The sequence below is a fragment of the Vibrio sp. SCSIO 43086 genome (assembly GCF_051132235.1).
In the GTDB taxonomy this organism is placed as follows: domain Bacteria; phylum Pseudomonadota; class Gammaproteobacteria; order Enterobacterales; family Vibrionaceae; genus Vibrio; species Vibrio diabolicus.
In genome coordinates, this window is sequence record NZ_CP072678.1 from 391,024 (window position 1) to 414,874 (window position 23,851).

General features: G+C 45.3%; 21 protein-coding genes. 8 read left to right on the plus strand and 13 right to left on the minus strand.

Annotated elements, in window-relative coordinates; genetic code table 11:
- Positions 1–55: 55 nt before the first annotated feature.
- On the minus strand, positions 56–604 hold the full coding sequence (locus J8Z23_RS18020; protein WP_005398196.1) for a GNAT family N-acetyltransferase: 549 nt from the start codon (positions 602–604) through the stop codon (positions 56–58).
- A gap of 272 nt (positions 605–876) precedes the next feature.
- On the opposite strand from J8Z23_RS18020, the gene J8Z23_RS18025 reads away from it, so the two are divergent.
- The 4 genes from J8Z23_RS18025 (at position 877) to J8Z23_RS18040 (ending at position 6,430) form a co-directional block, all read left to right on the plus strand.
- Positions 877–2,001: an acyl-CoA desaturase gene (locus tag J8Z23_RS18025; RefSeq protein WP_253651093.1), complete on the plus strand. Its 1,125-nt coding sequence runs from the start codon at positions 877–879 to the stop codon at positions 1,999–2,001.
- 355 nt (positions 2,002–2,356) lie between these two features.
- A complete protein-coding gene (dcuC, locus tag J8Z23_RS18030; RefSeq protein ID WP_005398199.1) occupies positions 2,357–3,724 on the plus strand; it encodes an anaerobic C4-dicarboxylate transporter DcuC in 1,368 nt (455 codons plus the stop codon).
- A 226-nt stretch (positions 3,725–3,950) separates the two neighbouring features.
- Entirely contained in the window at positions 3,951–4,541 is a 591-nt protein-coding gene (locus tag J8Z23_RS18035; protein WP_005398201.1) for a LemA family protein, read from the plus strand.
- Positions 4,541–6,430, plus strand: coding sequence for a M48 family metallopeptidase (locus J8Z23_RS18040; RefSeq protein ID WP_150916743.1), 1,890 nt, complete (start codon positions 4,541–4,543; stop codon positions 6,428–6,430). Before J8Z23_RS18035 ends, J8Z23_RS18040 begins: the two co-directional genes overlap by 1 nt.
- 68 nt (positions 6,431–6,498) lie before the next feature.
- Here J8Z23_RS18040 and J8Z23_RS18045 read toward each other — a convergent pair whose 3' ends face one another.
- Entirely contained in the window at positions 6,499–6,855 is a 357-nt protein-coding gene (locus J8Z23_RS18045; RefSeq protein ID WP_005398137.1) for a hypothetical protein, read from the minus strand.
- Between the two features lie 577 nt (positions 6,856–7,432).
- Between J8Z23_RS18045 and J8Z23_RS18050 the strand changes: the two genes are divergently transcribed.
- The 4 genes from J8Z23_RS18050 to J8Z23_RS18065 all read left to right on the plus strand — a co-directional run bounded on the left by J8Z23_RS18050 (position 7,433) and on the right by J8Z23_RS18065 (position 11,510).
- Complete coding sequence (locus J8Z23_RS18050; protein ID WP_301659051.1) at positions 7,433–8,665, plus strand: L-lactate MFS transporter; 1,233 nt, start codon at positions 7,433–7,435, stop codon at positions 8,663–8,665.
- Positions 8,666–8,732: 67 nt separating this feature from the next.
- Complete coding sequence (locus J8Z23_RS18055) at positions 8,733–10,346, plus strand: VRR-NUC domain-containing protein (RefSeq protein WP_301659032.1); 1,614 nt, start codon at positions 8,733–8,735, stop codon at positions 10,344–10,346.
- Between the two features lie 165 nt (positions 10,347–10,511).
- Positions 10,512–11,159 carry an AcfA family outer membrane beta-barrel protein gene (locus J8Z23_RS18060; RefSeq protein ID WP_301659033.1) on the plus strand — a complete coding sequence of 216 codons (648 nt, stop codon included), beginning with the start codon at positions 10,512–10,514 and terminating at the stop codon, positions 11,157–11,159.
- Positions 11,160–11,174: 15 nt separating this feature from the next.
- Positions 11,175–11,510, plus strand: coding sequence for a NirD/YgiW/YdeI family stress tolerance protein (locus tag J8Z23_RS18065; RefSeq protein WP_005398145.1), 336 nt, complete (start codon positions 11,175–11,177; stop codon positions 11,508–11,510).
- Positions 11,511–11,587: 77 nt separating this feature from the next.
- On the opposite strand, the gene yegS is transcribed toward J8Z23_RS18065, so the two are convergent.
- The 11 genes from yegS to J8Z23_RS18120 form a co-directional block, all read right to left on the minus strand.
- Entirely contained in the window at positions 11,588–12,490 is a 903-nt protein-coding gene (yegS, locus tag J8Z23_RS18070; protein ID WP_301659034.1) for a lipid kinase YegS, read from the minus strand.
- Positions 12,491–12,498: 8 nt separating this feature from the next.
- Positions 12,499–13,404 (minus strand): LysR family transcriptional regulator, encoded by a 906-nt coding sequence (locus J8Z23_RS18075; protein ID WP_301659035.1) that lies wholly within the window; start codon positions 13,402–13,404, stop codon positions 12,499–12,501.
- A gap of 173 nt (positions 13,405–13,577) precedes the next feature.
- On the minus strand, positions 13,578–14,003 hold the full coding sequence (locus J8Z23_RS18080) for a bifunctional diaminohydroxyphosphoribosylaminopyrimidine deaminase/5-amino-6-(5-phosphoribosylamino)uracil reductase RibD (RefSeq protein WP_053806013.1): 426 nt from the start codon (positions 14,001–14,003) through the stop codon (positions 13,578–13,580).
- Between the two features lie 49 nt (positions 14,004–14,052).
- Positions 14,053–15,369, minus strand: coding sequence for a BatD family protein (locus tag J8Z23_RS18085; RefSeq protein ID WP_301659036.1), 1,317 nt, complete (start codon positions 15,367–15,369; stop codon positions 14,053–14,055).
- Positions 15,366–17,096, minus strand: a complete 1,731-nt coding sequence (locus J8Z23_RS18090; protein WP_434635664.1) for a vWA domain-containing protein — start codon at positions 17,094–17,096, stop codon at positions 15,366–15,368. Before J8Z23_RS18090 ends, J8Z23_RS18085 begins: the two co-directional genes overlap by 4 nt.
- Positions 17,089–18,159: a vWA domain-containing protein gene (locus J8Z23_RS18095; protein ID WP_005398156.1), complete on the minus strand. Its 1,071-nt coding sequence runs from the start codon at positions 18,157–18,159 to the stop codon at positions 17,089–17,091. The genes J8Z23_RS18090 and J8Z23_RS18095 overlap by 8 nt, the downstream gene beginning before the upstream one ends.
- Entirely contained in the window at positions 18,152–18,730 is a 579-nt protein-coding gene (locus J8Z23_RS18100; RefSeq protein ID WP_434635665.1) for a DUF4381 domain-containing protein, read from the minus strand. Before J8Z23_RS18100 ends, J8Z23_RS18095 begins: the two co-directional genes overlap by 8 nt.
- The gene (locus J8Z23_RS18105; RefSeq protein WP_015313118.1) at positions 18,731–19,693 is read right to left on the minus strand and encodes a DUF58 domain-containing protein; all 963 of its coding nucleotides are present in this window, start codon (positions 19,691–19,693) and stop codon (positions 18,731–18,733) included.
- Between the two features lie 12 nt (positions 19,694–19,705).
- Positions 19,706–20,689, minus strand: coding sequence for an AAA family ATPase (locus tag J8Z23_RS18110; protein ID WP_006742792.1), 984 nt, complete (start codon positions 20,687–20,689; stop codon positions 19,706–19,708).
- Positions 20,690–20,774: 85 nt separating this feature from the next.
- Positions 20,775–22,076, minus strand: a complete 1,302-nt coding sequence (locus J8Z23_RS18115) for an anaerobic sulfatase maturase (RefSeq protein ID WP_434635666.1) — start codon at positions 22,074–22,076, stop codon at positions 20,775–20,777.
- 114 nt (positions 22,077–22,190) lie between these two features.
- Positions 22,191–23,717 (minus strand): arylsulfatase, encoded by a 1,527-nt coding sequence (locus tag J8Z23_RS18120; RefSeq protein WP_301659039.1) that lies wholly within the window; start codon positions 23,715–23,717, stop codon positions 22,191–22,193.
- Positions 23,718–23,851: the final 134 nt, after the last annotated feature.

The following is a 23,851-nucleotide window of genomic DNA, read 5'->3' on the forward strand; positions in this document are numbered from 1 at the left end:
GGCACAAAAAAGAGCAGCGTTGATGCTGCTCTTATTGTTAAGCTAAAACGTCAGACTAGGAGTAAATAACGTTTTCTTCTATCCCACTGACTAGTGACTGAGCATTCTTCCAACGGAATACCTTCTCCAATACTTCTGTTCCACCAGGCGCACGCCAAGTTCGCTCTTGACATTCTTGACCTCCAATATGGCGGTAGAATTCAATTGCAGAAATGTTTTGCGATACGACTTCTAGATAAAGACCAGTGTCTTTAAAGTACTGTTGCTGCCATTCTGCGACAGCAAGTAATAGCTGCTTGCCAATACCACGACCACGGTAGCTGTCATCAACATGCAGTGCGTCAATAAAGGTTCCACGCTCGAAATCATGGTTGCCAAACACACAAACGAAGCCGAGCAACAACCCCCCCTCTTCCGCCAAGACAATGTGCTGGTTGAATGGTGGGTTGGTCAGACGGGTTTGCCAGATCAGTAGTTTGTCGTCAATCGCCTCTTTATCAAGATAGTTATCACTAAGAATGCCACGGTAATGACGCTTCCAACTATCCGCATGAAGATGCGCAATGCGCTCGTAGTCCTTATATTCCGCTAATCGTAAATCCATTACGTATTCCTATTTTCTTACATTTTTTACTTCTTTATAGAGTCTCGGCATATTCCACCTTTATAACACTTGTTTCTTGGCAGATTTTATACACCTTAAGCCAGAGCTCATTTTTTAATACTACTCATTATTCAATTAAAAGCAAAATATCCCATCAAGTTCCTTAATGTACATCCAAAGGAACAGTCACATTTGTCTAACTTTAATTTGACTTACACGTGTACGCTGATATTCTGGCGAACAGTTGTTAGCTCAAAGTTAGGAATACACCTGTGACTCAAAACAAACCACCCATTATCTGGTTGAATACATTGATATTTTCTTCCAGTTTTGTTCTGACTTTTATTGTAATGCCTTGGTATGCATATCATTTTGGACTGGGTTGGGAGCATCTAGTTTGGGGAGTGATGGCATTCAGTTTTACGAATCTTTCTATTACAGCAGGCTATCACCGACTCTGGAGCCACAAAACATACGAAGCTCATCCAATTTTACGTGCTATTTTTGCGATTGGAGGAGCATTTTCTTTGCAAAATAGTGCATTACACTGGTCTTCTGATCATCGTGTACACCACAAGCATGTCGACAATAACGACAAAGATCCTTACTCAGCGAAACGTGGCTTTTGGTATTCTCATATTGGTTGGATGTTACGCGACTACAACAAATCGCAGGAAAACGAATACACCAACTGCCGCGATTTAAAGCGTGACAAAATCGTCATGTGGCAACATAAGTACTATGTTCCACTTGCTCTACTCACCAATATTGGCTTTCCGGTCGCTCTTGGTATTATCTACGGCGATATTTGGGGTATGTTATTAGTAGTTGGTGCCGCTCGACTCTTTATGAGCCACCACACGACCTTTTTCATTAACTCACTTGCGCATGTTTGGGGAAAACAGACTTTCACGGACAAAAACACCGCTCGCGACAACGGCGTGTTAGCGTTTTTCACATTTGGTGAGGGCTACCACAATTTCCATCATATCTTCGAGAATGACTATCGTAATGGTGTGTATTGGTGGCATTACGACCCGACAAAGTGGTTGATTAAGTCTTGTTCTTGGCTTGGACTCACATCTAAGTTGCGCACAACGCCAACATTTAGAATAGAAAAAGCTCGCGCAACTCAACTCTTGAAGAAAGCACAAGAAAAACTGGGAGCAAAACCGAATACGCAGACGATTCTCGATCAGTTACAACACGAGTTTGATGCGCTAGTTCATCACATGCAGGAATATTATGAGATGCGAAAGGAAGTACTCGGTGCAAAAACAGCCAGTGTAGTAAAAAAATACGAGTGCTCTGTGACAAAGATAAAGTATCAGCAAATCAAAGCGGAGTTCGAGCGGCAACAACGCAGTTGGAACCTGATGGTGCGCCGATACGCTTAACTTAACCCATCCTTACGATTTAGCTTCGCTTCGGCGAAGCTTTTTTGTTGCAAGGATTATTACCCTCTCCCAACTCACTGAGCTGTTTCTTTTTCTCATTTTTAATCAATTCCCTCACTATTTATTCAAATTTCTGGTCATATTTTCCTTCCTGCAAACAGCTTCAAACCAGCACATAACACTTAGAAAACCAAATTCCAACAATACAATCTAACGAAATTAATTATTAAATTATTATTTGTCTCAGATCATGCAAGCCCCATATTTGTCTCGTGCCACAGTTAAGAATTCTGTAAATTCCTTGTCATAAACTGAAACAGTTTCTTTCTTTTTTTCATAACATTCGGAGATCCCTATGTTAGAGCTCTTAATTGGCTTAGTTGTCACCATTGCTGTGGGTTACTTTATCGTCAAAGGCTATAAAGCAGCGGGCGTGTTACTGACGGCTGGTATTGCTTTACTTCTTATGACTGGCGTATTGGGGCATGACGTGCTGCCCTCAAAAATAACCTCAACCGGTAACATGGTGACAGACGCGCTAGAATACGTGAAATACATGCTACAATACCGCGGCGGCGGCCTTGGTATGCAAATCATGTTGCTATGTGGCTTCGCTTCCTATATGACTCACATCGGCGCGAATAACGTTGTAGTGAAACAGTTCTCTAAACCGCTTTCTGTTATCAAGTCTCCTTATGTCCTTTTGGTAGCGGCTTACATTGTGGCGTGTTTGATGTCTCTTGCAGTAAGTTCTGCAACCGGCCTTGGCGTACTATTAATGGCGACATTATTCCCAATGATGGTCGCGATGGGGATCTCTCGTCCAGCAGCGGTTGCAGTTTGTGCCTCTCCTGCGGCAATCATTCTTTCTCCAACCTCTGGTGATGTGGTGATCGCCGCCGAAAAATCTGGCTTGGCGCTTGATGTGTTTGCGGTACAAACAGTGTTGCCTGTTTCTATCTGCGCAATCATCGTGATGGCTGCCGCGGCTTTCTTCTGGAACAAATACTTAGATAAGAAAGAAAATACGCCAATGGAAAAAATTGACGTATCAGAGATCAAAGCCGATGCACCAGCGTTTTATGCGGCACTGCCATTTCTACCTATCATCGGCGTGTTCCTATTCAACGGTCGTACCATTCCAGGACTTAGCCTAGACATTTACACTATTGTGGTCGGTTCGATTTTCCTTGGCGCTCTGATCCATTACGTTGTAAATAAGTTTGATGGTAAGAAATCACTGGAAGATTTAGATTCTTGTTACGCAGGCATGGCTGACGCGTTCAAAGGCGTTGTGATGCTTTTGGTTGCAGCGGGGGTTTTTGCGCAAGGTCTAATGTCTATCGGCGCTATCGATAACCTACTTCACCTTGCAGACAATGCAGGAGCAGGCGGTGTTGCTTTAATGCTTATCCTTACTGCATTGACAGTTGCAGCAGCGATTGCAACGGGGTCTGGTAACGCACCTTTCTATGCATTTGTGGAGTTGGCACCATCTTTGGCTGCGAAAATGGGACTAAACCCAGCGTTCCTAATTATCCCGATGCTTCAAGCATCAAACCTAGGTCGTACTATCTCACCAGTGTCTGGCGTAATCGTTGCGACATCCGGTATGGCGAACATCAGCCCGTTTGAGGTTGTAAAACGTACATCTGTTCCGGTTCTTGCAGGTCTTATCACAGTTATTATTGGCACTATGGTACTTGTTCCAATGAGTGCCTAACGGCATCGCCAATATTGCTTATCGACAAGGCCCGGCTTCTAGCTGGGCCTATTTCTTTCATCTCTCCAGTGCCATTATTCTTTCTGTATTGCTTTGTAAATGTATTTTAATCGTTACTCAACTCGTGACATATTTCTCGGTTATTACATCGCTTCTTCAGAAGCATTTGCTTAATATCTCAACAGTTTATATAAGAACTGAATACATTAAGAAAATGGGATTTATTATGACTGCATTTATTGTCTTTATCGTTATTGTCCTGCTCATTGTGGTGTACGCCGTCAGTATCTACAACAAGCTCGTTACTCTACAAAACCGTTTCAAAAACAGCTTCGCTCAAATAGAAGTTCAATTAAAACGTCGATACGATTTGATTCCGAACTTAGTTAATACTGCAAAAGGCTATATGGAACACGAAAAAGAAACATTTGAACGTGTCATCCAAGCTCGTAATCAAGCAATTGCTGGCCTGAAAGCAGCCAGTGACGCGCCTGGTAGTGATGCGGCAATTAGCCAACTAAACCAAGCAGAAGGCATGCTGCAAAGTGCGTTGGGCAAACTTAATGTTGTAGTGGAAGCCTACCCTGAGCTTAAAGCGAATGAAACCATGAGTCAGCTTCAAGAAGAATTAACCAGCACTGAGAACAAAGTTGCGTTTGCTCGCCAAGCATTTAATGATGCGGTAACCAGCTACAACACATACAAACAAACGTTCCCGCCAGTGTTGTTTTCCAACGCATTCGGATTCCAAGATGGCAAACTGTTAGAGTTTTCTGACAGTGCTGAAATACAAGCGGCCCCGAAGGTTGAGTTCTAATGAATTTCTTTGACCATCAAGATACCGCGCGTCAACGCACTGGGCTTTTGGTGTTCCTGTTTTCCTTAGCAGTTGTCACCATCACTGGTTTGGTAAGCGTATTATCGATTGGTATCTATTACGGAGTAACAGGCGAACACTTTGATCAAGAAACCGCACTTACCTACGTCTTGTTGTGCTTTGCCGGTGTATTGCTGGTTGTTGCGATAAGTTCAATGGTTCGCTTATCCGCCCTCACCTCCAATGGAGGCCGAGGGGTTGCTGAGAGCATAGGTGGCAAGCTGATTTCCTCAAACACCTTAGATGCAAAACATAGACAACTGCTCAACGTTGTGGAAGAAATGGCTATTGCATCTGGCATTCCGGTTCCTCCCGTCTATGTGATGCAGGAAGAGCGCGGTATCAATGCTTTCGCAGCAGGCATGAGCATTGATGATGCCGTCATCGGCGTCACACAAGGCGCACTGGATAGCTTCACGCGAGATGAACTACAAGGTGTCATTGCTCATGAATTCAGCCATATCTTAAACGGAGATATGCGTTTGAATACGCGTCTTATCGGCGTACTGTTTGGCATCACTTGCATTGCGCATTTTGGACACTTGGTCTTAGATAACACTCATCATACGAGCCGCGTATCAAGGAGTTCTTCCGATTCCGATAAAGGCTTTGCGGTTATCATGCTGATTGCGATTATCTGTTTGGTTCTGGGCTGGATTGGCACCTTGTTTGGCTCGATGATCAAAGCCGCAATCTCTCGTCAACGTGAATTTCTCGCTGATGCCAGTGCCGTTCAATTTACTCGAAACGATCAAGGCATCGCTGGTGCACTCAAGAAAATTGGTAGTCATATGGCGGGTTCTTCATTGAATACAAAAGCAAGCGATGAGATGAGCCATATGATGTTTGGTCAAAGCAAACTCTCCGGCTTTTCTGGCCTATTTGCTACTCACCCTCCACTAGAAGAACGGATTCGCCGAATTGAACCTGGTTGGGATGGAAGTTTTTCTCAAAGTTCGCATCGTCCAACAACAAGCTTTGAGAATGATAACGTTAGTGGATTCTCATCAGGGACGTCGACACAACCTGAGAAACCAACCACCGCAGAACTCAGCGAAGTAGGTCAACAACTACTTAACCAACTTCCTTCCGAACTTGTCGACATCGCTCGTGAACCGTACAGTGCGCGCTTTATTGCTTTTGCCTTGATATTTGATGGCAGTGAACTCCAGCGAGAGATGATAAAAAGTCATATCCCAAATGTGTCTCAAGCACAATTATTACCATGGCTGGATTATGATTTGCCTCTTCATCTACGCTTTCCATTACTCGAACTCTCCATCCCTGCCTTGAAATCGCTGAGTGAGGGTCAGAAAAACAGACTGTGCCAGGTGCTACGCGAACTCTCTCAAACTGATGATCACTACTCACTCGCAGAATGGTGTGTCATCAACTTATTGGAGAAGCAACTACTCGAATCGTATGGATGTACAAAACAGATCCAATCTTTAAAGCAATTAAAAGAGAGTGTGTTTTGGCTACTGCGCGAATTGGCTTGGGTTAGTCACTCTCAACCGGAAGACGCTCAACGTGCATTTAGCAACGCCCTAACCTGTTTGGGCTTTAATGATGCAGAGTTACAACCCGCAAATAAGAACTGGGGCCTAAATCGCGCTGCTTTAGAGCTCCTACTGCAACTCAAACCGAAAAGTCGTCGCTTGTTCGTAAAAGCGTGTCGATTAGCGATTGAATCGGATGGAAAGGTTACCGTTGCGGAAGGAGAACTCTATAGAGTAATCGCCTGCTTCTTAGAAGTTCCAGAGCCGCCACTAACCGTATCAGTCAATACAGAACAAACCCTACCGAGCCAAACACAACAAGCTAACTGACTTAGCTTTAAACAAAAACGCCAGCAAAAGTGCTGGCGTTTTTTCATTATGTGTTCTTATTTGACGATTTACGCTGACTTAAATCGATCAGGGATCTTAGTAATACTCTCTCGATAACTAAACCATAAGTAGGTCACGGCGAGAGAGAAGAATAAATACGAAAGTGCGAATACGATTGGAGACGTAATTAATTCAGCCGACATTCCCCACATCACACCAACAACCGTTATCGTCAACTTAGAAAGCATGCCGCAAATTAGTAAGAATAAGGCAAGCTGCGGAAAGCGCGAGCTACGGAATGCAAAGAAATAACAGCTCCCTACCGCTAGAGAAGCAATAGATAGACCCAACATAAATGAATGGATGTGATCTGCAGATGCGACACCAGCAGATACCGAAGCCATGAGTAATAGGAACAGTTTCATAAGTCACCTCACAACAAGTCTAAAAAAGCATCCCTTCATAAATGAAATCTCATTTTTCGCTATATTCTGCTCCTATAATCTGCAATTACAAGTGACTTTTTTGTTCACTTAATGCACAAAAAACCTAATCAGCTCTAGTTATTACAAAAGGTTAACAATTTAAATTTAAGAAACCCTTTACATCCAATACTTACGGCGATAAGACGATATTTCAGTCATTTTTGTTACAGGGAGTTAACACGGTAACATTTTGAAATTTTTTATATGAAATGTGAGCTGTGCACCCAACTGCGCACTGAATTCTCTATTTTGACTAGTTCTTCATTCCCAATAACAGAAATCATCACTTTTTGATAACACGCTAACCACATACAAAACCATGAATTCACATCCGCTTTTAATGTTTCAAATTATTTTATCAGTAACGGTAAAAAGAGATTCCAATCACATATTTATTGGTTATAATCCGCGCTCATTGCGTTAATCGTTGAAAAACGCAAACTAATTTTGAGAAAAAACATCTTTAAACCAACTCTCTTTGCGGCATTGCCAACAAGAGGAAAAACTGAGAATGAAAATGAGCAAGATTGATAAAGCTATGCGCATCCTGTTAGCAGGGTTCTGTATCAACCTTTGTCTTGGCATCCTGTATGCTTGGAGTGTATTCAACAAGGCACTGGTAACTGAATCAGGCTGGAGTGCTGCAGAAGCTTCTGCACCTTATGCAACTGCAACCATCACTTTCTCTATCTGTCTTCTTGTTGCAGGTATTCTTCAAGACCGCATGGGTCCACGTATGATCCTTATCCTAGGTACTGTTCTTACAGGTCTAGGCATGATCGCGTCTGGCTTTGTTGACACTCCACTCATGCTGAACATTACCTTCGGTGTGATCACAGGTGCAGGTATCGGTTTTGGCTACGCATGCCTATCACCTTCTGCAATGAAATGGTTCCACGCTTCGAAGAAAGGCATGGTTAACGGCATTATTGCGGCTGGTTTCGGTCTAGCGGCTATCTACCTAGCACCAGTAACATCATCATTGATCGACAGCATGGGCATTCAAACGAGCTTTATGGTTCTTGGTGTTGGTATCCTAGCAATTGCAGTTCCTCTTGCAGCAACCATCAATAACCCACCAGCAGACTACACGCCTGCAGAGCCTAAAGTAAAAGAAGGTCAAGCACCTAAAGCGGTTAAAAAGTCAGATGACCTAACTTGGAAAGCAATGCTGAAGACGCCACAGTTCTACTCTCTATGGATCATGTACGCGTTCGCAGCTTCTGTTGGTCTGATGATCATCGGTAACATCACGACCATCGCAAGCGTTCAAGCAAACTTGCCAAACGCGGTTTACCTAGCGTCTATTCTTGCTGTATTTAACTCAGGCGGCCGTGTTGCTGCGGGTATGCTTGCAGATAAAATCGGCGGTGTTCGTACGCTCCTAATTGCGTTCGTCCTACAAGGCGTAAACATGGTGTTGTTCGCAACGTTCGACTCTGAGTTCACTCTGATCATTGGCACTGCGATCGCAGCGGTAGGTTACGGTACACTTCTAGCGGTATTCCCTACTCTAACGGCCGAGTTCTACGGTCTGAAAAACTACGGTACTAACTACGGCGTGCTTTACACAGCATGGGGTATCGGTGGTGCAATCGGCGCAGCAGTTGTTGGCTTCTCTATGACGAACGGCGAAGGCTACACCTTGGCTTACACTATTTCATCAGCAATGATGGCAGTATGTATCGTACTTGCGTTCATCACTAAGCCACTGTCTGAAGCGAAAGTAGCGCAGCTAAAAAACGCATAATTGCGAATTGATTTGATAGCGAAAAGGCTTAACCTATGGGTTAAGCCTTTTTTGTTACAGGTCGTTTATGGAAAGCCCTATCGAACTTGCACCAGACTACTATCTAGAAAACTTCTTTAAGCTGACTCACCACGCAGTAACCTGGTACAGCGATTTACTGGCCGAGGATGAACACGCTTGGCTTTGCTCGTTTGATTCCTTGAGCAAACACGCCCAATGCCTATTGGTGCGTTTATACAGCCGAAAAGGGTGTTGGTTTCGAAGTGATAAGCTGAGTTATCAAGAAATACCTTCTATCAATGAAGCACTGGCTGAATTGAGTCAACATGAGTTTGTGGCCCTTTCCCCGACACTCTCTCATCAAGAGTTAGCGTCTAACTTACTGACGAAACCGGAGATCTCTGCACTTTACCCAGAGCTACCGAAGTCATTAAAGAAAGATGTCCTTGTGGAGAGTTTAAGCAACACGGAATTTGATCGTTTTGAGCAGCTTGAGTTTACGATCATCAAACTCAATTCCGCCCACATGATCGACGTTTTACTCACCCTATTTTTTGCCAACACCCATCAAGACTTAAGTCAGTTTGTGCTTGATGACTTAGGTCTACATCAGTTCGAGCAATACCAATTGAGTAAAGTGCGCCGTTTCTTTGATTCACGTGAGCAAATAGACCGCTTAATTGAACTGAGCCAACTAGCCAACCTGTACTGGCAATTTGATCGAAAAGACAAAGCGAACCTCGACTTATTAATTGAGGCAATGCCTCAGCCCGTTAATCACCATTACGTAGATCGTAAACGTGAGCACATGTTGAATGACATAGCACGTGATTACGAACGGCTTAATGATCTAGAGACCGCCCTATCTCTATTTAGCCAAACTCAGCTCGCTCCGAGCCGAGAACGACGTGCACGTATCTATGACAAACTAAACCAAGATGATTTATTTAGTGACATTGTCACAGAGATGCTACAGTCGCCAATTGATGTGTCTGAGCTCGAAGTCGCACAAAAACTTGAGCAACGGTTGAAGCGAAAACAAGGCGCGAAAGTACCAAGAGTAGCGAAGCCACTCTGCTCCGAATACCATATTGAACTGGATTTATCTCAACAACGAGTCGAGCTTGCCAGCAAAGCGTATTTTGAGTCCTTAGGCTGGAATGTGTTTTACGCTGAAAATGCATTGCTCAACTCGCTACTGGGGCTTACATTCTGGGATGCGATTTTTGCTCCTATTGAAGGGGCATTCATTAACGCTTATCAACACCGTCCTTTAGATTTATATCACTCGGATTTTGTTACCAAGCGCCAAGCTTTGATAGACACCGCTTTTGCCGAACTAGAAGCAGGCAGCACCCAGACGTTATTGGCAAAATACGATGAGAAGTTTGGCATCAGTAATCCATTTGTACATTGGAATTTAATAAGTAAAGAGCTACTCGAAACAGCGCTCAACACTATCCCAACCAATATGCTGATGGCTCTGTTCAAAATACAATTGAGCGACCTTAAGCTTTACCGCAATGGGATGCCGGATCTCATTGCTTTTAAAGAAAATGAGTTCGAGTGGATTGAAGTGAAAGGCCCTGGCGATAAACTCCAGGATAACCAATGGCGTTGGATCAAAGAGTTTACTCGCCTTAATGTCCCGTTTGCGGTGTGTTACGTCGCAGCAACTTAACTTACTCTATATAAAGAGCTTGGTGTTTGTTCTCTCAAACCGCCCCTCGGTTATCGCCCCTTGCTCTTTTTTCTAAACATTTTTTCGTTTCTTCACGATCGCTTCACGCTTCTTCACACAAAATGCGCTTCTACTCACTAAGTTGATTTGAAGAGGCAAAATAAAATGAACAAAACACTTCTTGCGTTACTTGTTACCTGCTCAGTTTCGGTATCTGCGGCTCCTTATGTAGGTCTGGAATATGGACTAGGCACCACTGACCATGATTTGGAACCTCACTTTTCAACTGACAACGTAACACTCAACCCTGAGCTTGAAGACGGTATTTTCTCAGGTTTTATCGGTTACGCGTTCAATGACAACTGGGCGCTAGAGTTGGGCTACAGCCAATTTGACCTTGATGATAATCGTTCAAAGAACCTTGGTATCAAACAAATTGATGGCAAAGATTACCATCATGAAATGGATTGGGATGCGTCAATCAAAGCCAAGCAAGTGTCGTTGGCACCTGTGTTTAACTATGCATTAAATGACAAATGGACAACAAAATTCAAAGCGGGTCTAACGTACACGGAATACAACGCCAAGGTTTCTAAACATCAAGAATACGAGCTTGTCGCGAACGACGATGTGGAAATGAACAACACGCTTTTCCACAACACAGAGAAAAACAACGAGCTAGGCGCAATGTTCTCAGTGGGTGCGGAATACAGAATTTTCCCGCAGTTCACCATTGGTGCAAACGCAAAATATCAACTAGACAGCTACGCAAACACTGCATCCTTTAACGTAGGCACAACTTACTACTTCTAATTTAAGGAGACGATAATGAAAAAAATGATTTTAGCATCCATGTTTGCCCTACTTTCAAGCTCAGCTTTCGCCGCGTTTAATGGTCCAGAAGTAAGCGTAATTAATTCGGTGAAAGAGGCGCACAACGCAACCGATGACAGCGCCGTCATGTTAACCGGGCACATTGTTCAATCTCTTGGTAACGAGACTTACTTGTTCAAAGATGAGACTGGCGAAATCGAAGTAGAAATCGACAATGAAGATTGGATGGGACTAGACGTTGGTCCAAACGATAAAGTGACGATTCGAGGCGAAGTTGACTCAGAGTGGACAACCACGCAGATTGACGTAGAGACCATTCAAAAGCTTTAATTCGCCTGACACCTCAACACAAACAACACAGCCACATATTGGAGGCTGTGTTGTTTATGAACCGTGAAACTACTCGTTTAGCTGGTCAAGCATGGACAATCTTGCGGCAAGACTAATCGTATACTCTTAGGCTGAACATCAAACCGTATTGTTCTCGAATGATATGGTTCACCATCTAAATTAAGCGGTAGTGCATTTGGGAAGTCTATCTCTAACCAGCTTGCTCTTGTGTGTTTTACAAACTCACCTTTCTCGCTAGGATTATTGATCTCTTCGATAACTTTCGGCAGCTCATGAGGTAAGAATGGACGCACCAATGTTAGATCCATCAAGCCATCATTAATCATCGCTTTCGATGCTAACTCTTGCCCACCTCCAGCTAAGCGACCATTGCAGAAAGCGCCAAGCAACATTTCTCCCTGATAAGCCCCGCCTTCAATTGTTATTGTTCCGTCATAAGGTTTGAAGCCGAGCGCTTTTACAACACCAGTTAGTGTATAAGCGCCGCCACCAAGAAAGTTTTTGAGTTCAACAGGCGTTTCTGCCGTAACTTCTGCGCCAAACCCAGCTGTTGCCACGTTAATAAAGTAGCGATCGTTAGCCTTGACACAATCGACCAAAGCAGACTGCCCTTCTACGGCGAGAGATAAAGACGCCTTGATAGAAGCTGGCACTTGAATCGCGGTGGCAAAATCATTTGCGGTACCAAGAGGGATAATGGCTAACTCAGGGCGTTTTTCTTCTTCAATTTGGATAATCGCAGAAGCCGCCTCATTGACGGTCCCATCGCCACCAGCGACAACAATACGTTCAATCCCTTCATCAACCGCTTCTTTCACCAAGCGCGGCATGTCTTGAGATTCCCAAGTCACTCGCACTTGCACATCGACGCCCTTGTCTCTCATTTTCATGATTGCATCTCTTAACTCTGGGTTCCCAGCTTTTTTGCCGTTAAGGATGGCACGTATTGTCTTCTTCATTGCACTTCCTATTGGTTGATGACTTTCCCTGCTTGTTTAATCTGTGATCGCAACCATTGATGGGCACTGTCGTTTGTCCGACTAGGATGCCATATTGTGCAGAGCTCATAGGTTTGTTCATCAAATGGCATAGATAAAGATTTAACATGATAGGTGTGGTTGAACAAGTTGATCATCGACTCGGGCATTAAACCAATATATTCACTACCGCAGATAACAGGTAGCATTTCCAACACGCCAGAAGCTCGATACTTTATCTTTCTTTTGTCCAAGTCGACAATATCATCGGCGTTTAACAAGCTCTTACGACTCTGCCACTGCGAAACCACCACATGTTCTTCTTCAAAAAATTGTTCAGCCGTAATCTCATCCTTTAAGCGTGGGTGCTCCTCGCTAGACACCACCACCAAGCGCTCAGTAAGCACAGTTTCAACTTTTAAAACTGTTCGTGCTCTTGGCGCGATATCAATGATCAAGTCGTAACGTTGCAAACGCAGATCGCTTTCAAAATCTTCTGTAAAGAGTGGATGAACCTCTAAAGCAATATGTGGTGCCAACTCACGGATCTGTTTCATGACTTGAGGGAGCAACTCAAAACTTGCAACAGAGACACAAGCAATGGAAAACACTCGATTCGACACTTTAGGGTCAAATTCGCTAGAAGCCGTCAGAGTTGAAGTAAAGTTTTGCACCGAAGTAAGCAGCGCAGGGTAAATATCCATAGCAAAAGAGGTAGGTTCTACCCCCTTGGTACAGCGATGAAATAAAGGTTCGTCATAAATATCACGAAGGCGTGCCAACGCTTTGCTGACTGCGGGCTGCGTGATGCTGAGACGTGCTGCTGCTTTAGATAAGTTCCCCTCTTCATAAATGGCAATAAAGATGGGGATAAGATTCAGATCGGTCGGTTTCATGCTATTAAATTTTTCGAAAATCACTTTTTCTATTTTAATCTAACAGCATGATAGTTAACGTAGCTAAGTACAAGAAATGGGCGGTACGACCTGTTTTAATGAGTTTTAACTCAATTTTGACGTACTCAATTCACCGCATAAGTGAGTAGCTATAGTGCAAGCCAAAGCTTACATTAAGATTTGCCTAAATATGGGGTAAGAAACTCGCTGACTTCCTCGCCGCATAAACCAATTTCTACCTCAATACCGGCTTGTTTTAGAATCTCGATACCTCGACCACTGTTGCGCGGATCTGGATCCAACATGGCTACGACGACTTTGCCAATACCGGATTTTACTAATGTCACCGCGCAAGCTGGCGTACGACCTACAAACGAACACGGTTCGAGCGTAACGTATGCCGTCACCGCTTCTAACGAGCCTTGATATGCATTCAGCGCTTCTACTTCCGCGTGGTTGCCACCAATAGCTTGAGTATGACCTTCTGAAACGATTTGATTGTCTTTCACTAACACGCAGCCAACCGGCGGGTTGGGTTGACATTCAGGAAGCGCATTTTTGGACACTTCCAATGCGCGGCGCATAAACTCTTGGCTCATTTGAACTCTATTCTCTAATAAAAACGAGGCGCTATATTAGCGCCCCGTTTTATTCATTGCCATCTCTTCCAATGACTTTGTCCAGTTCTGGTAACGCTCGCGGTATACGGAATTTAAAGCGTTGTTGTTTGGTCTGGATCTTGCGCCACATCGACTTCATTAAATGAGCGCTATTTTCACCATTTTGCATTCGCGACGCACTTTTTTGCCACGATTCACTCGTATCGGCTTTGGTCATTTGCAGCTCTGCCGTATTTAAACGCAATTGTTTGTACAATACGGTCCTTGCTTCAGACCAACGTTTAGCCTTTAACAAACGGTGGAACGTCAACCATGCTGGTGTCGGTCTGTTGCGGTAGTAACGTTTAATGGCTACCAATGAAACAGTCACAAAACCCAACAATACAAGCGTGGAAACAATCCATGCAAAGTACGTTTTGATGAAGGATTTCAACGTGTGCTTCGCGGCAAATGTTTTGCCCTCTAACACCACCGTTTCCACTTGCTGAGTCTTACTGTTCCACCAACGGAACTCATAATCTGGCAGAGTTAATTCACCACCTTGTTGAATCACATACACGCTCTCTTCTGTGCGTGTTGACTGGTAATCACCACGTGTTTGCGTATCTGTAAGACGGTGCGGTTGAGGATACGCTTGGTAACGGGTTGTCGATTCTCCTTTCAACAAGTCTGGTAGCAACACAGATAGCGAATCTTGAGCCGAAATGGTGATTTTACGCGTGATTGCATCCCCAACTTTGAGTGTCTCAGTGGAGGTCTCCCACTCTTGTTTTACGTCTACGTGCGTTGCAGAAAACCAAGGCGTATCACCGCTCAACAATCCCGATGGCAAGACAGTTTTGAACTTAATCGGCTGCGTGTAAAGGGTACCTGACACCTTCTCGCCGTCCGGCGCCGACACCTGAACGCCCACTGCGACAGGTGGAATCACAAAATCACCAGATGCTTGCGGATACAAAGTCACTTCCCAGCGTTGACGCGACCAAGTTTGTCCGCCCTTGTGCTCCGTGAAGTTAGTGGCTAACTGATTACGCTGTTTGGCGATAACATTGGGCATTTCAATACTGCCAATTCGCGTCCCACCCGTAAACCAGCGCGGCGTTGCCACTTCGATGGTTAAAATGACTTGCTCGTTGACACTAAAACTTGGCGTTTTACGCTTTTCTCCAGCCGTTGGTTGTTGACCAACCCACGCTTGCAACTCAACACCATGATTGCGTTGAAGATCGTAAATATCCTGAGCGAAAACGTGACGACTTACGAACAGACTCAAACAAACCACTAACCATGCCACTATCCTTGCAGGAAGTGCAAAAGAGGTCACGCGATGGGCATTCATCATCATTGGGCGGCCTCCTCTGTATTGTGTTCCGTTGTCGTAGTCGAGCTACCCGTTGTTGGCGAACGTAATTGAATTTGGAATTTAGCGCGTAAGAAATACTTCGGATCCGCTTCGACTCGCTTTAGCCACTTGTCGGCTAACTCTTGGCTGCCTAAGATGTCGTCTGCGCTTAACGTCTCTTTAATCATCAACTCTGCTGACGTTTGTTCATCCGCTCCTTCTGCGGTTTGAGGGTTGTCGCCTAGCTCGGTTGACGCCTCTTGCTCTGTTCCGGCTTGACTTTCACTCATCTGATTTATCTCATCGACGATGCCAGCAATCACTTTCAAGTTGTGCTCAACATCAGGTCTTAACGACTCGTTCAACGTTGGCTTGCTGGCTAAGGATTTTAACAAGTCGCGAGCAGCCAAATATTCACGCTGGCGCGCCAATGCGCTCGCCGCATTGTAAAGACCGTAATCTCGAACCTCTTCGGACGGGTCGTTTTGCATTTCCAAAAACGAACTGTGTGCGAGCTCAAACTCGCTAGCGTAGTAGTACGCCGTGCCTTTGCGTAATGGATCGACAAAGTGTTTTGCAGCTTCTAAATACGCTTGTTGGTTGAACAAACGCTGTCCTTGTTGGTCTGGCGTCAGCCACAAATCCCACCACCATTGCGCCACCTTGTCGAAGGTCGTCACTTTTTGCACAACTTGTGGCTGCTCGGCTTTCACAGAAATGTTCTCCGCCATTGCACTGGTCGGCATCAAGAGTGTACCGCTCACCATTGCAATCACGCACCACTGCACTAACCACCCTTTTCTAAACCACAGCATCATGATCAACGCGATTGGGAACAGCAGTTGATAACCCATGTCTTTCCAAGGCATTGAAGATTCGCCATTAAGCTGCATATTGCGCTCAACGTATCGATTCAGTTGTTCGATATCACTGTTATCGACCGTCACTTCCACCAAGCGACCGTTGGTCTGGCTGGCCAGTTTTTGCAGAGAATCCAAATCCATCGGGTTGTTACTCACGATGTCTGTATTCCCCGCAGCAAGAATTAACAGTTGATAAGGTTTACCTGCAAAATACGCTTGGTATTGCTTAATCGTGGCCGGGTTCACGCCGTCGCTCACCAACAAAACGGTGGAGCCTGGTTGACCTTGCAATTGTTGATCAATTAACGGCAAGGCTTTTTCAGCAAGCTTACCTTGCACGGGCATGATTTCTGGCGTAATGGCCGCCAAAAATGGGTCAAATACTTTGCTGTCTTGAGTCACAGGCATCGCCACATGAGCACTGCCCGCAAACACGACTAAACCCGTTTTTCCGCCTTTTCGAGCGGCTAATAAATCGCGTACTTTCTGTTTGGAACGCTCAAGGCGGCTTGGTGGGAGATCTTTTTGCAGCATCGAGTCGCTGTTATCAAGCACCACAAGCAGAGAGGCTTTATCTTCGCCAAAGGGGGAAGATTCACGTTGCCACGTTGGGCCTGCACAAATCACAATGGCGAGTAGCACAATCAGCATCAAGAGCTTAAGCGGCAGTTGCTTGCGCCAACCTCGCTCGCCTATCGTCAAAGCATTGCGTAAATGTTCGGGCAGAACATCCTTCCAGCTTGGTTTGCTTTCTTCTCGCCAGCGCAACCACACCAAGAAAAACATGGGGATCAAAGCAAGTAACCACAACGGTCGAATAAAATGAAACTGCGTAAAGAATTGCGTCCAACTAAGAGAATCAAACATCGCTCTCTCCTAATGATGATCGTGTTGCAGCCCTTCTTTTGAGTGTCGCGACGCTGAACGCGAGTAAATGCATGATGACCACTAACGCCATCAAGTAATGGTGAAGACTTTGTTTCGGCCGGTATGTGGTGCTTTCGTAAAGTTGAGGTTCCAGTTTGCCAATCTCGTCGTAGGCAGCCGACAGTTCATCACGGTTGAGTGCTTCAAACGCTTCACCGCCGGATTCTTTCGCAATGCGATGAATCGTGTCCATATCCAACGCGGTTTCACCTATCGTTTCCGGATCGCCCATCGCAATGACGTGCACTCTCACGCCTTTGGCTTTCGCAACTTTCGCCGCATCAATCGGTTCGACAAAGCTGCCCGTGTCGTTACCATCGGTTAATACAATCGCGACTTTTTCACGGTTTTGGTCTTGTTCTAAAGCACCACGCGACTTATCGCTTTGCTCAAAAACTTTAATCGCTAAGCCAATCGCATCACCAAGATGGGTACTCTGCCCTGCCATCGCCACATCGGTTTGGTTAAGCAGTTCGAGCCACACTTTTTGGTCTGCGGTAAATGGCGTTTGCACAAAAGCGGCATCACCAAAAAGTACCAAGCCTAATCGGTCACCTTTACGAGACTGAACAAACTCCGTCAGCACTTCTTTTGCCGCATCAAGGCGAGAAATTTTTTCACCTGTACGAGAGGTGAAATCAGGCTCAGCCATGGAACCCGAAAGATCCACCACCACCATAACATCGCGCCCTAAACTCTCGCGAACTTGAGGCTCGCCTAACACGGTGGGTTTTGCCATCGCACACACCACCAAAAGCCATGAGAGAATTAACGTTGCTCGTTGCCACCAGCTTGGGGTTAACTGGCTTGCACCTTCTGACGGCGTCTCGCCAATCGCTTCCACCAACTGACTAAAAAACGGCACTTTGATCGCCATTTGCTTAGTGCGATATGCAGGCACCAAGTAGTACACCACCAATGGCAGCGGCAAAATCAGAAACCACATTGGGTGAGCAAATTCAAAACCAGACAAACCAGTTAGCGATACAAGAAGATCATTCATGTTGACCTCCCTGATTTGCTTTGCGTTTCAATAATGGAGATTTCTTTGCCGCGCTTTTTTGAGCATCACAGCGGTGTTCACTCACCCAGTTTTTCGCACGAGCAATAAGCGTCACTCGTTCTTCGTTGGTTAGCGTAACGCTGGGGTCAACAATACTTTGTAGCCAGCGCTTTGAAAGCTCATCGTTAAAGACCACTTGCGAGTTTGCTTGAGAATCTCCGGTTTGCGGATATAGCGCATCGAGCTTGCGCAAAAAGGCGGTATCAAACAATTTCGCGTTACAGCTATCAACATGAATCAACACAATTTTAAGCACAGAGAACAATACTTTAGGCATACATTTGTCGCTCAGTTTGATTTGCGAAATCGCCAGCAGAGCTTCTTGTCGGTAGCGGTTACACCACCATTGTTGAGCCAAGCGATATACGACATACAACAGTACAATGAGCGCAACCACCGCTAAAATTTTCCAGCCAATAGTTTGCGGATACCAACTCACACTTGGTGGCACGGCCACATTATGTAACTCTCTGAGTATGTAGGTACTCGGAGGCGTAGGAAGACCACTCATTTAACGCCCTCCTACCAGTTTTTGAAATTGTTTAATGTGCTCGCCAGTCGTATCGAGTTCAATGTGCGGAAGGTGTTTCATCGCCATAAGTTGAGAGAGTGATTGACGCTGTAAGCTGGTTCGAGCCTCAAGCTTTGCGCTCGCGGCTTCTACCTTTGCTTTGCTGTCTAAATTGAGTTGATACTGCCCATCACCAACCACCCATTTCGATTTTGCCAAATCGTCTGGTAGCGCTTGTTCTAATGGGTCACTGACCATCACTGCGAGAACATCGTTGTGCTGTTGTAGCTGTTTAAGGTGGTCAAGATGGTGCTCCTCGCAGTCGCTCCAGTCGCTGATAAAAATCAAAGTGGATTGTTTGAGCTTCATGCGTTTAATGAGCTCAATCCATTGACTGAACGTCACTTTTTCGGAATTGCGGGAGTCCACATTGAGCGATTGATTGGCTTTAGCGAGACGCTTAAGTTGCGCCAGAAGATCGTTTTGCGAACGCTGTGCCTTGCTGTGAAACAACGCCTGCTGGGATGCGATGACAAAACCGACTCGGTCGCCATCTTTTAATACTCGCCACCCACACATCGCTGCGATCTCTGCCGCGACAACCGATTTCATTACTTGCGTCGAAGCAAAAAACATTGCGCTGCGCTGGTCGACACACACGATTACGTTGCGATCTTTTTCTTCTGTATAGCTGCGTACGTGCGGCTTACCTGTACGCATCGTAACTTTCCAATCAAGGTTACGAATATCGTCACCTAATTGGTAATGGCGCAACTCTTCGAAGTTCAATCCACGACCACGAAACAGCGAATTATGGCGGCCTGAGAGTACGCTACCCGCTTTTAGGTGAGGAAGTAAACTGAATGATTCTGCTTGTGCTTGCAAGCGTACTAAGCGAGCGTAATCGCAGTACAAACGGGGATCCATCCCCTGTGATTTTGGCGCAAGAGTTGGCTTAGCCATAATGCCTCCCGCTTACCCAATTTCTACACAATCTAGCAGCTCTTGCACGACGCGTTGGTGATCGACCCCGTCTGCTAGTGCATCGTAGGTCAAAGAAAAACGGTGGCCCAGTACGGACGGAACCATAGCACGCACATCGTCAGGAGTGACATGGTCACGTCCTTGCATCCACGCATACGCACGAGCGCATTTGTCTAGTGCGATGGAAGCACGGGGACTAGAGCCAATCTCAATCCATTTTGCTAAGTTTGAATCGGCATAACGCTCTGGCTTACGAGTCGCCATCACTAACGCGACGATGTAGTTTTCCACTAGATCTGACACAACAATATCAGGTAGTTGACGACGTGCTTCTAGCACCACGTCAGGTTCGATGTGTTTTGGCGTAATAATTTCGCTGCTGGTTTCCGCACCTAATTCTTCACTGCGCACCAAACGAATGATGTCACGTTCGGCTTCATCTTCTGGATAGTCGACAGTAACCTTCATGATAAAACGGTCCATTTGCGCTTCTGGCAGCGGGTACGTGCCCTCTTGCTCTACTGGGTTTTGCGTTGCAAGCACCATAAACAAGTCTGGCAATACGTGAGTTTTATCGCCTACCGTGATCGTGCCTTCGGCCATGGCTTCAAGCAGTGCGGCTTGTACTTTGGCTGGCGCACGGTTGACCTCATCGGCAAGCACAATGCTGTTAAAAATTGGCCCTGGCTGAAAATGGAGTTGCGGCTTGCCATCCAACTCTTGATAAACCTCGGTTCCCGTCACGTCCGATGGCAAAAGGTCTGGCGTAAACTGGATTCGACCAAAACTGGTGTTTAACAAGTTGGCCAACGATTTTACAGAACGTGTTTTTGCCGTTCCCGGCAAACCCTCTAGAAGAATGTGCCCGTTCGTTAATAACCCGATGACTAAAGCTCGAACCACGTGGCTTTGTCCAATGACGCTTTTTTCTGTTTGTTCGATGAGTTCTTTTATCGCTTGTTGTGCGTGGTTCATAGGGTACCTTTTCAGTGGTTTAAGCCGTCTTTTCAATAGTTAAGTATAAGAACAAATGAAATAACTTAAGGTTATATTCACTATGTTATCTTTTCGGTTCTTCAGATTGGAGAAGCTGTGCAAGACCAACCAACATCGGTAACGCGTAATCAAAGAACATTTTGCTTCCCGAACACAGATAGTTTAGTCCAGCCTCGCCATTCGGCGTTTTGATCAGACGGTTTTTCGGACACTCGCCCCAGCAATAAGGCAAGTAGGGACACTGCTTACAATACGCCGGCAAAGATTCGCGTTTTGCCATGCCAAAGGTGTATTGTCGTGTAGAGAAGGCCATATCATTCAATGAGTGTTCATGAATGTTGGCGAGTTTGTATTCTGGGTACACATAGTGGTCGCAACTGAACACGTCGCCATTGTGCTCAATCGCCAAGCCTTTACCACAAAACTCAGCTGTCACGCAAAGCTGAGACGGTTTCCCCATTACTTGCGCTACCGCGGTTTCAAACAGGTTAACCAGTACACGGCCAAGATCGTTATTCACCCACTCTTCAAAGGTCGCCATTAAAAAGCATCCCCAGTCTTCAGGATCGACCGACCAATCCGTCACAACAGACATTGGATGACCCGGTTTCGCCAGATCACTGCCTTTGGTTGGGATCATCTGTTCGTTCCAAAACTGCGGTGCGGTTGTTCGGAAGTCGTTCGCTTCAACCACCGGTGCAAACTGAATGTATGTCACACCCAATTCTTGGGTTAAAAATCGATACACTTCGAGCGGGTATTTCGCATTGTGACGATTCACCGTCACCAACGCGTTGAATTTCACGCCATGCGCTTTGAGCCTATCTACCGCTTTCATCACCAGATCAAACGTCGGCTTACCGCTGCGGGTTTTGCGATATTTGTCGTGCAGCTCTCGTGGCCCATCAATCGACAAGCCAACTAGGAAGTTGTGCTCTTTTAAAAACGCACACCACTCATCGTTTAGCAAAATGCCGTTGGTCTGAAGGTCGTTTTCAATGCGAACGCCTTGCGGCTGATGTTTCTTTTGCAGAGCTACGACATTGCGGAAATAGTCCAACCCAAGCAGCGTTGGCTCCCCACCCTGCCATGAGAACACAATTTCTTCGCCATCCTGACTTTCGATGTAGTTTTTCACGAACGCTTCCAATGTAGCGTCGTCCATTTTTGGCTGCTTTTCTTGGTGCAGTAGATTTTCTTTATGCAGATAAAAGCAGTACTGACAATCGATGTTGCATTTTGCTCCGCCCGGCTTTGCCATCACATGGAATCGACGGTCATACGCGCCCGAAACCGGTGCTTTAGAAGCCGTTTTAAGAGGAACAATAGGCATGGTAGTAGAATGGCGAGGGGAAATCTTACTCATACGTTTCTCACTATTAAATATACCCAAATAACCTCGTAAGCGTAGTGCAGTAAGCGGGAAGCTATTTGGGTATATAGCGCTCCGAAGAGCGCTATGGATTATCGATGTTCTTTATTACTTAGAAGACTTAGGTACGAATGAACCTGCTTCCATGCGAGGTGGGAACTCTTTAAACGTACCCATTACCTCTTTCACTTTCTCTACCGCTGGCATCATTAGGAATGAACGCTCGTACATCCAACGAGAGTAACCCATACCTTGGTCACCACGTTCGAATGGGTCGATGCTCAAGTCGAAGATCAATGGAACACGAAGTTTAGTGAAAGGCTTACGCCATACATCCATGCCTGTTTCATTCTCTTGAATCATAAAGTGGAACTTGTACTTTCCTTGGCGTAATGCCACAAGATCGCCGTCATCGCTCCAGTAAACGAATTCGTTACGAGCAGATTTGTCTGACTTACCCGTTAGATATGGCAGTTGGTTGTAACCATCTAGGTGAACTTTATAGTCAATATCACCAACTTTCTTACCTTTTAGTAATTCATCTTTAACTTTGGTGTCACCCGCTGCAGCAACCAATGTCGGGAAGAAATCCTCTAATGACATCATGCCGTTGAACGTTTTACCTGCTTCGATGTTTCCAGGCCATTTAATCAACATCGGCACACGGAAACTGCCTTCCCAACCAGTGTTTTTCTCAGAGCGGAATGGTGTCATCCCTGCATCAGGCCACAAATCAACCATAGGGCCGTTGTCAGTGGTGTAAACAATGATTGTATTGTCATCCACACCCAACTCTTTGATCTTGTTAAGTAGTTGACCAATTTGATCATCGTGCTGCTTAACACCATCCGCGTAGAAACCAGCGCCTGTTTTACCTTGGTATTCTTCAGGAACATGCGTGAAGTTGTGCATGCGAGTGGTGTTAAACCAAGTAAAGAACGGCTTATCCGCTTTTACTTGTTTTTCTATGAAGGTTTCCGCGGCATCAAGGAATTCACCGTCAACATTTTCCATACGCTTACGCGTAAGTGGACCGGTATCTTCAATTTTGCCGTCAGCGTAAGAGTGGATTACGCCACGAGGGCCAAATTTCTTCTTGAACTCTGGATCTTTAGGATAATCCACGTTCTCTGGCTCTTCTTCCGCGTTCAAGTGATATAGGTTGCCGAAAAACTCATCAAAACCGTGGTTGGTAGGAAGGTGCTCGTCTCGGTCGCCTAAATGGTTCTTACCAAATTGTCCGGTTGCATAACCCATTTGCTTAAGCAAGGTTGCAATCGTTGGATCTTTTTCCGAGATACCTTGCGGAGCGCCTGGTAAGCCCACTTTTGATAGACCAGTACGTTTTGGCATTTGACCAGTAATGAATGCAGAACGGCCTGCTGTCGAACTTTGCTGTGCGTAGAAGTTAGTGAACTTCGCACCTTCTTTAGCAATGCTATCGATGTTCGGCGTGTTGTACGCCATCATGCCTTGGTTGTAGGTACTAAGGTTCCAGTAACCAACATCATCACCAAAGATGACAAGAATGTTGGGTTTGTCCGCTGCGTGTGCAACTGCAGATGCAGCGCCTAATGCTAACGTACATGCGTTAAGTACGAGTTTTTTACTGCTCGTTTTGGTCGCATTTTTCATATTATCTCCAAGAGTTCGCTAGTGCGTAAAAATGGTATTCGCTTTTCAATACCATTGTTGATATAAGATAAAGCACTAATTTCAGGCGATAAATGCAGTCAAAATTAGTTAACCTATAAATTAAATTTATGAGT

Excerpts from the sequence above, each read along its gene's own strand:
- J8Z23_RS18020 (WP_005398196.1), bottom strand. The coding sequence starts at position 604 with ATGGATTTACGATTAGCGGAATATAAGGACTACGAGCGCATTGCGCAT.
- dcuC (WP_005398199.1), top strand. The coding sequence starts at position 2,357 with ATGTTAGAGCTCTTAATTGGCTTAGTTGTCACCATTGCTGTGGGTTAC.
- J8Z23_RS18035 (WP_005398201.1), top strand. The coding sequence starts at position 3,951 with ATGACTGCATTTATTGTCTTTATCGTTATTGTCCTGCTCATTGTGGTG.
- J8Z23_RS18040 (WP_150916743.1), top strand. The coding sequence starts at position 4,541 with ATGAATTTCTTTGACCATCAAGATACCGCGCGTCAACGCACTGGGCTT.
- J8Z23_RS18045 (WP_005398137.1), bottom strand. The coding sequence starts at position 6,855 with ATGAAACTGTTCCTATTACTCATGGCTTCGGTATCTGCTGGTGTCGCA.
- J8Z23_RS18050 (WP_301659051.1), top strand. The coding sequence starts at position 7,433 with ATGAGCAAGATTGATAAAGCTATGCGCATCCTGTTAGCAGGGTTCTGT.
- J8Z23_RS18055 (WP_301659032.1), top strand. The coding sequence starts at position 8,733 with ATGGAAAGCCCTATCGAACTTGCACCAGACTACTATCTAGAAAACTTC.
- J8Z23_RS18060 (WP_301659033.1), top strand. The coding sequence starts at position 10,512 with ATGAACAAAACACTTCTTGCGTTACTTGTTACCTGCTCAGTTTCGGTA.
- J8Z23_RS18065 (WP_005398145.1), top strand. The coding sequence starts at position 11,175 with ATGAAAAAAATGATTTTAGCATCCATGTTTGCCCTACTTTCAAGCTCA.
- yegS (WP_301659034.1), bottom strand. The coding sequence starts at position 12,490 with ATGAAGAAGACAATACGTGCCATCCTTAACGGCAAAAAAGCTGGGAAC.
- J8Z23_RS18075 (WP_301659035.1), bottom strand. The coding sequence starts at position 13,404 with ATGAAACCGACCGATCTGAATCTTATCCCCATCTTTATTGCCATTTAT.
- J8Z23_RS18080 (WP_053806013.1), bottom strand. The coding sequence starts at position 14,003 with ATGAGCCAAGAGTTTATGCGCCGCGCATTGGAAGTGTCCAAAAATGCG.
- J8Z23_RS18085 (WP_301659036.1), bottom strand. The coding sequence starts at position 15,369 with ATGATGATGAATGCCCATCGCGTGACCTCTTTTGCACTTCCTGCAAGG.
- J8Z23_RS18090 (WP_434635664.1), bottom strand. The coding sequence starts at position 17,096 with ATGTTTGATTCTCTTAGTTGGACGCAATTCTTTACGCAGTTTCATTTT.
- J8Z23_RS18095 (WP_005398156.1), bottom strand. The coding sequence starts at position 18,159 with ATGAATGATCTTCTTGTATCGCTAACTGGTTTGTCTGGTTTTGAATTT.
- J8Z23_RS18100 (WP_434635665.1), bottom strand. The coding sequence starts at position 18,730 with ATGAGTGGTCTTCCTACGCCTCCGAGTACCTACATACTCAGAGAGTTA.
- J8Z23_RS18105 (WP_015313118.1), bottom strand. The coding sequence starts at position 19,693 with ATGGCTAAGCCAACTCTTGCGCCAAAATCACAGGGGATGGATCCCCGT.
- J8Z23_RS18110 (WP_006742792.1), bottom strand. The coding sequence starts at position 20,689 with ATGAACCACGCACAACAAGCGATAAAAGAACTCATCGAACAAACAGAA.
- J8Z23_RS18115 (WP_434635666.1), bottom strand. The coding sequence starts at position 22,076 with ATGAGTAAGATTTCCCCTCGCCATTCTACTACCATGCCTATTGTTCCT.
- J8Z23_RS18120 (WP_301659039.1), bottom strand. The coding sequence starts at position 23,717 with ATGAAAAATGCGACCAAAACGAGCAGTAAAAAACTCGTACTTAACGCA.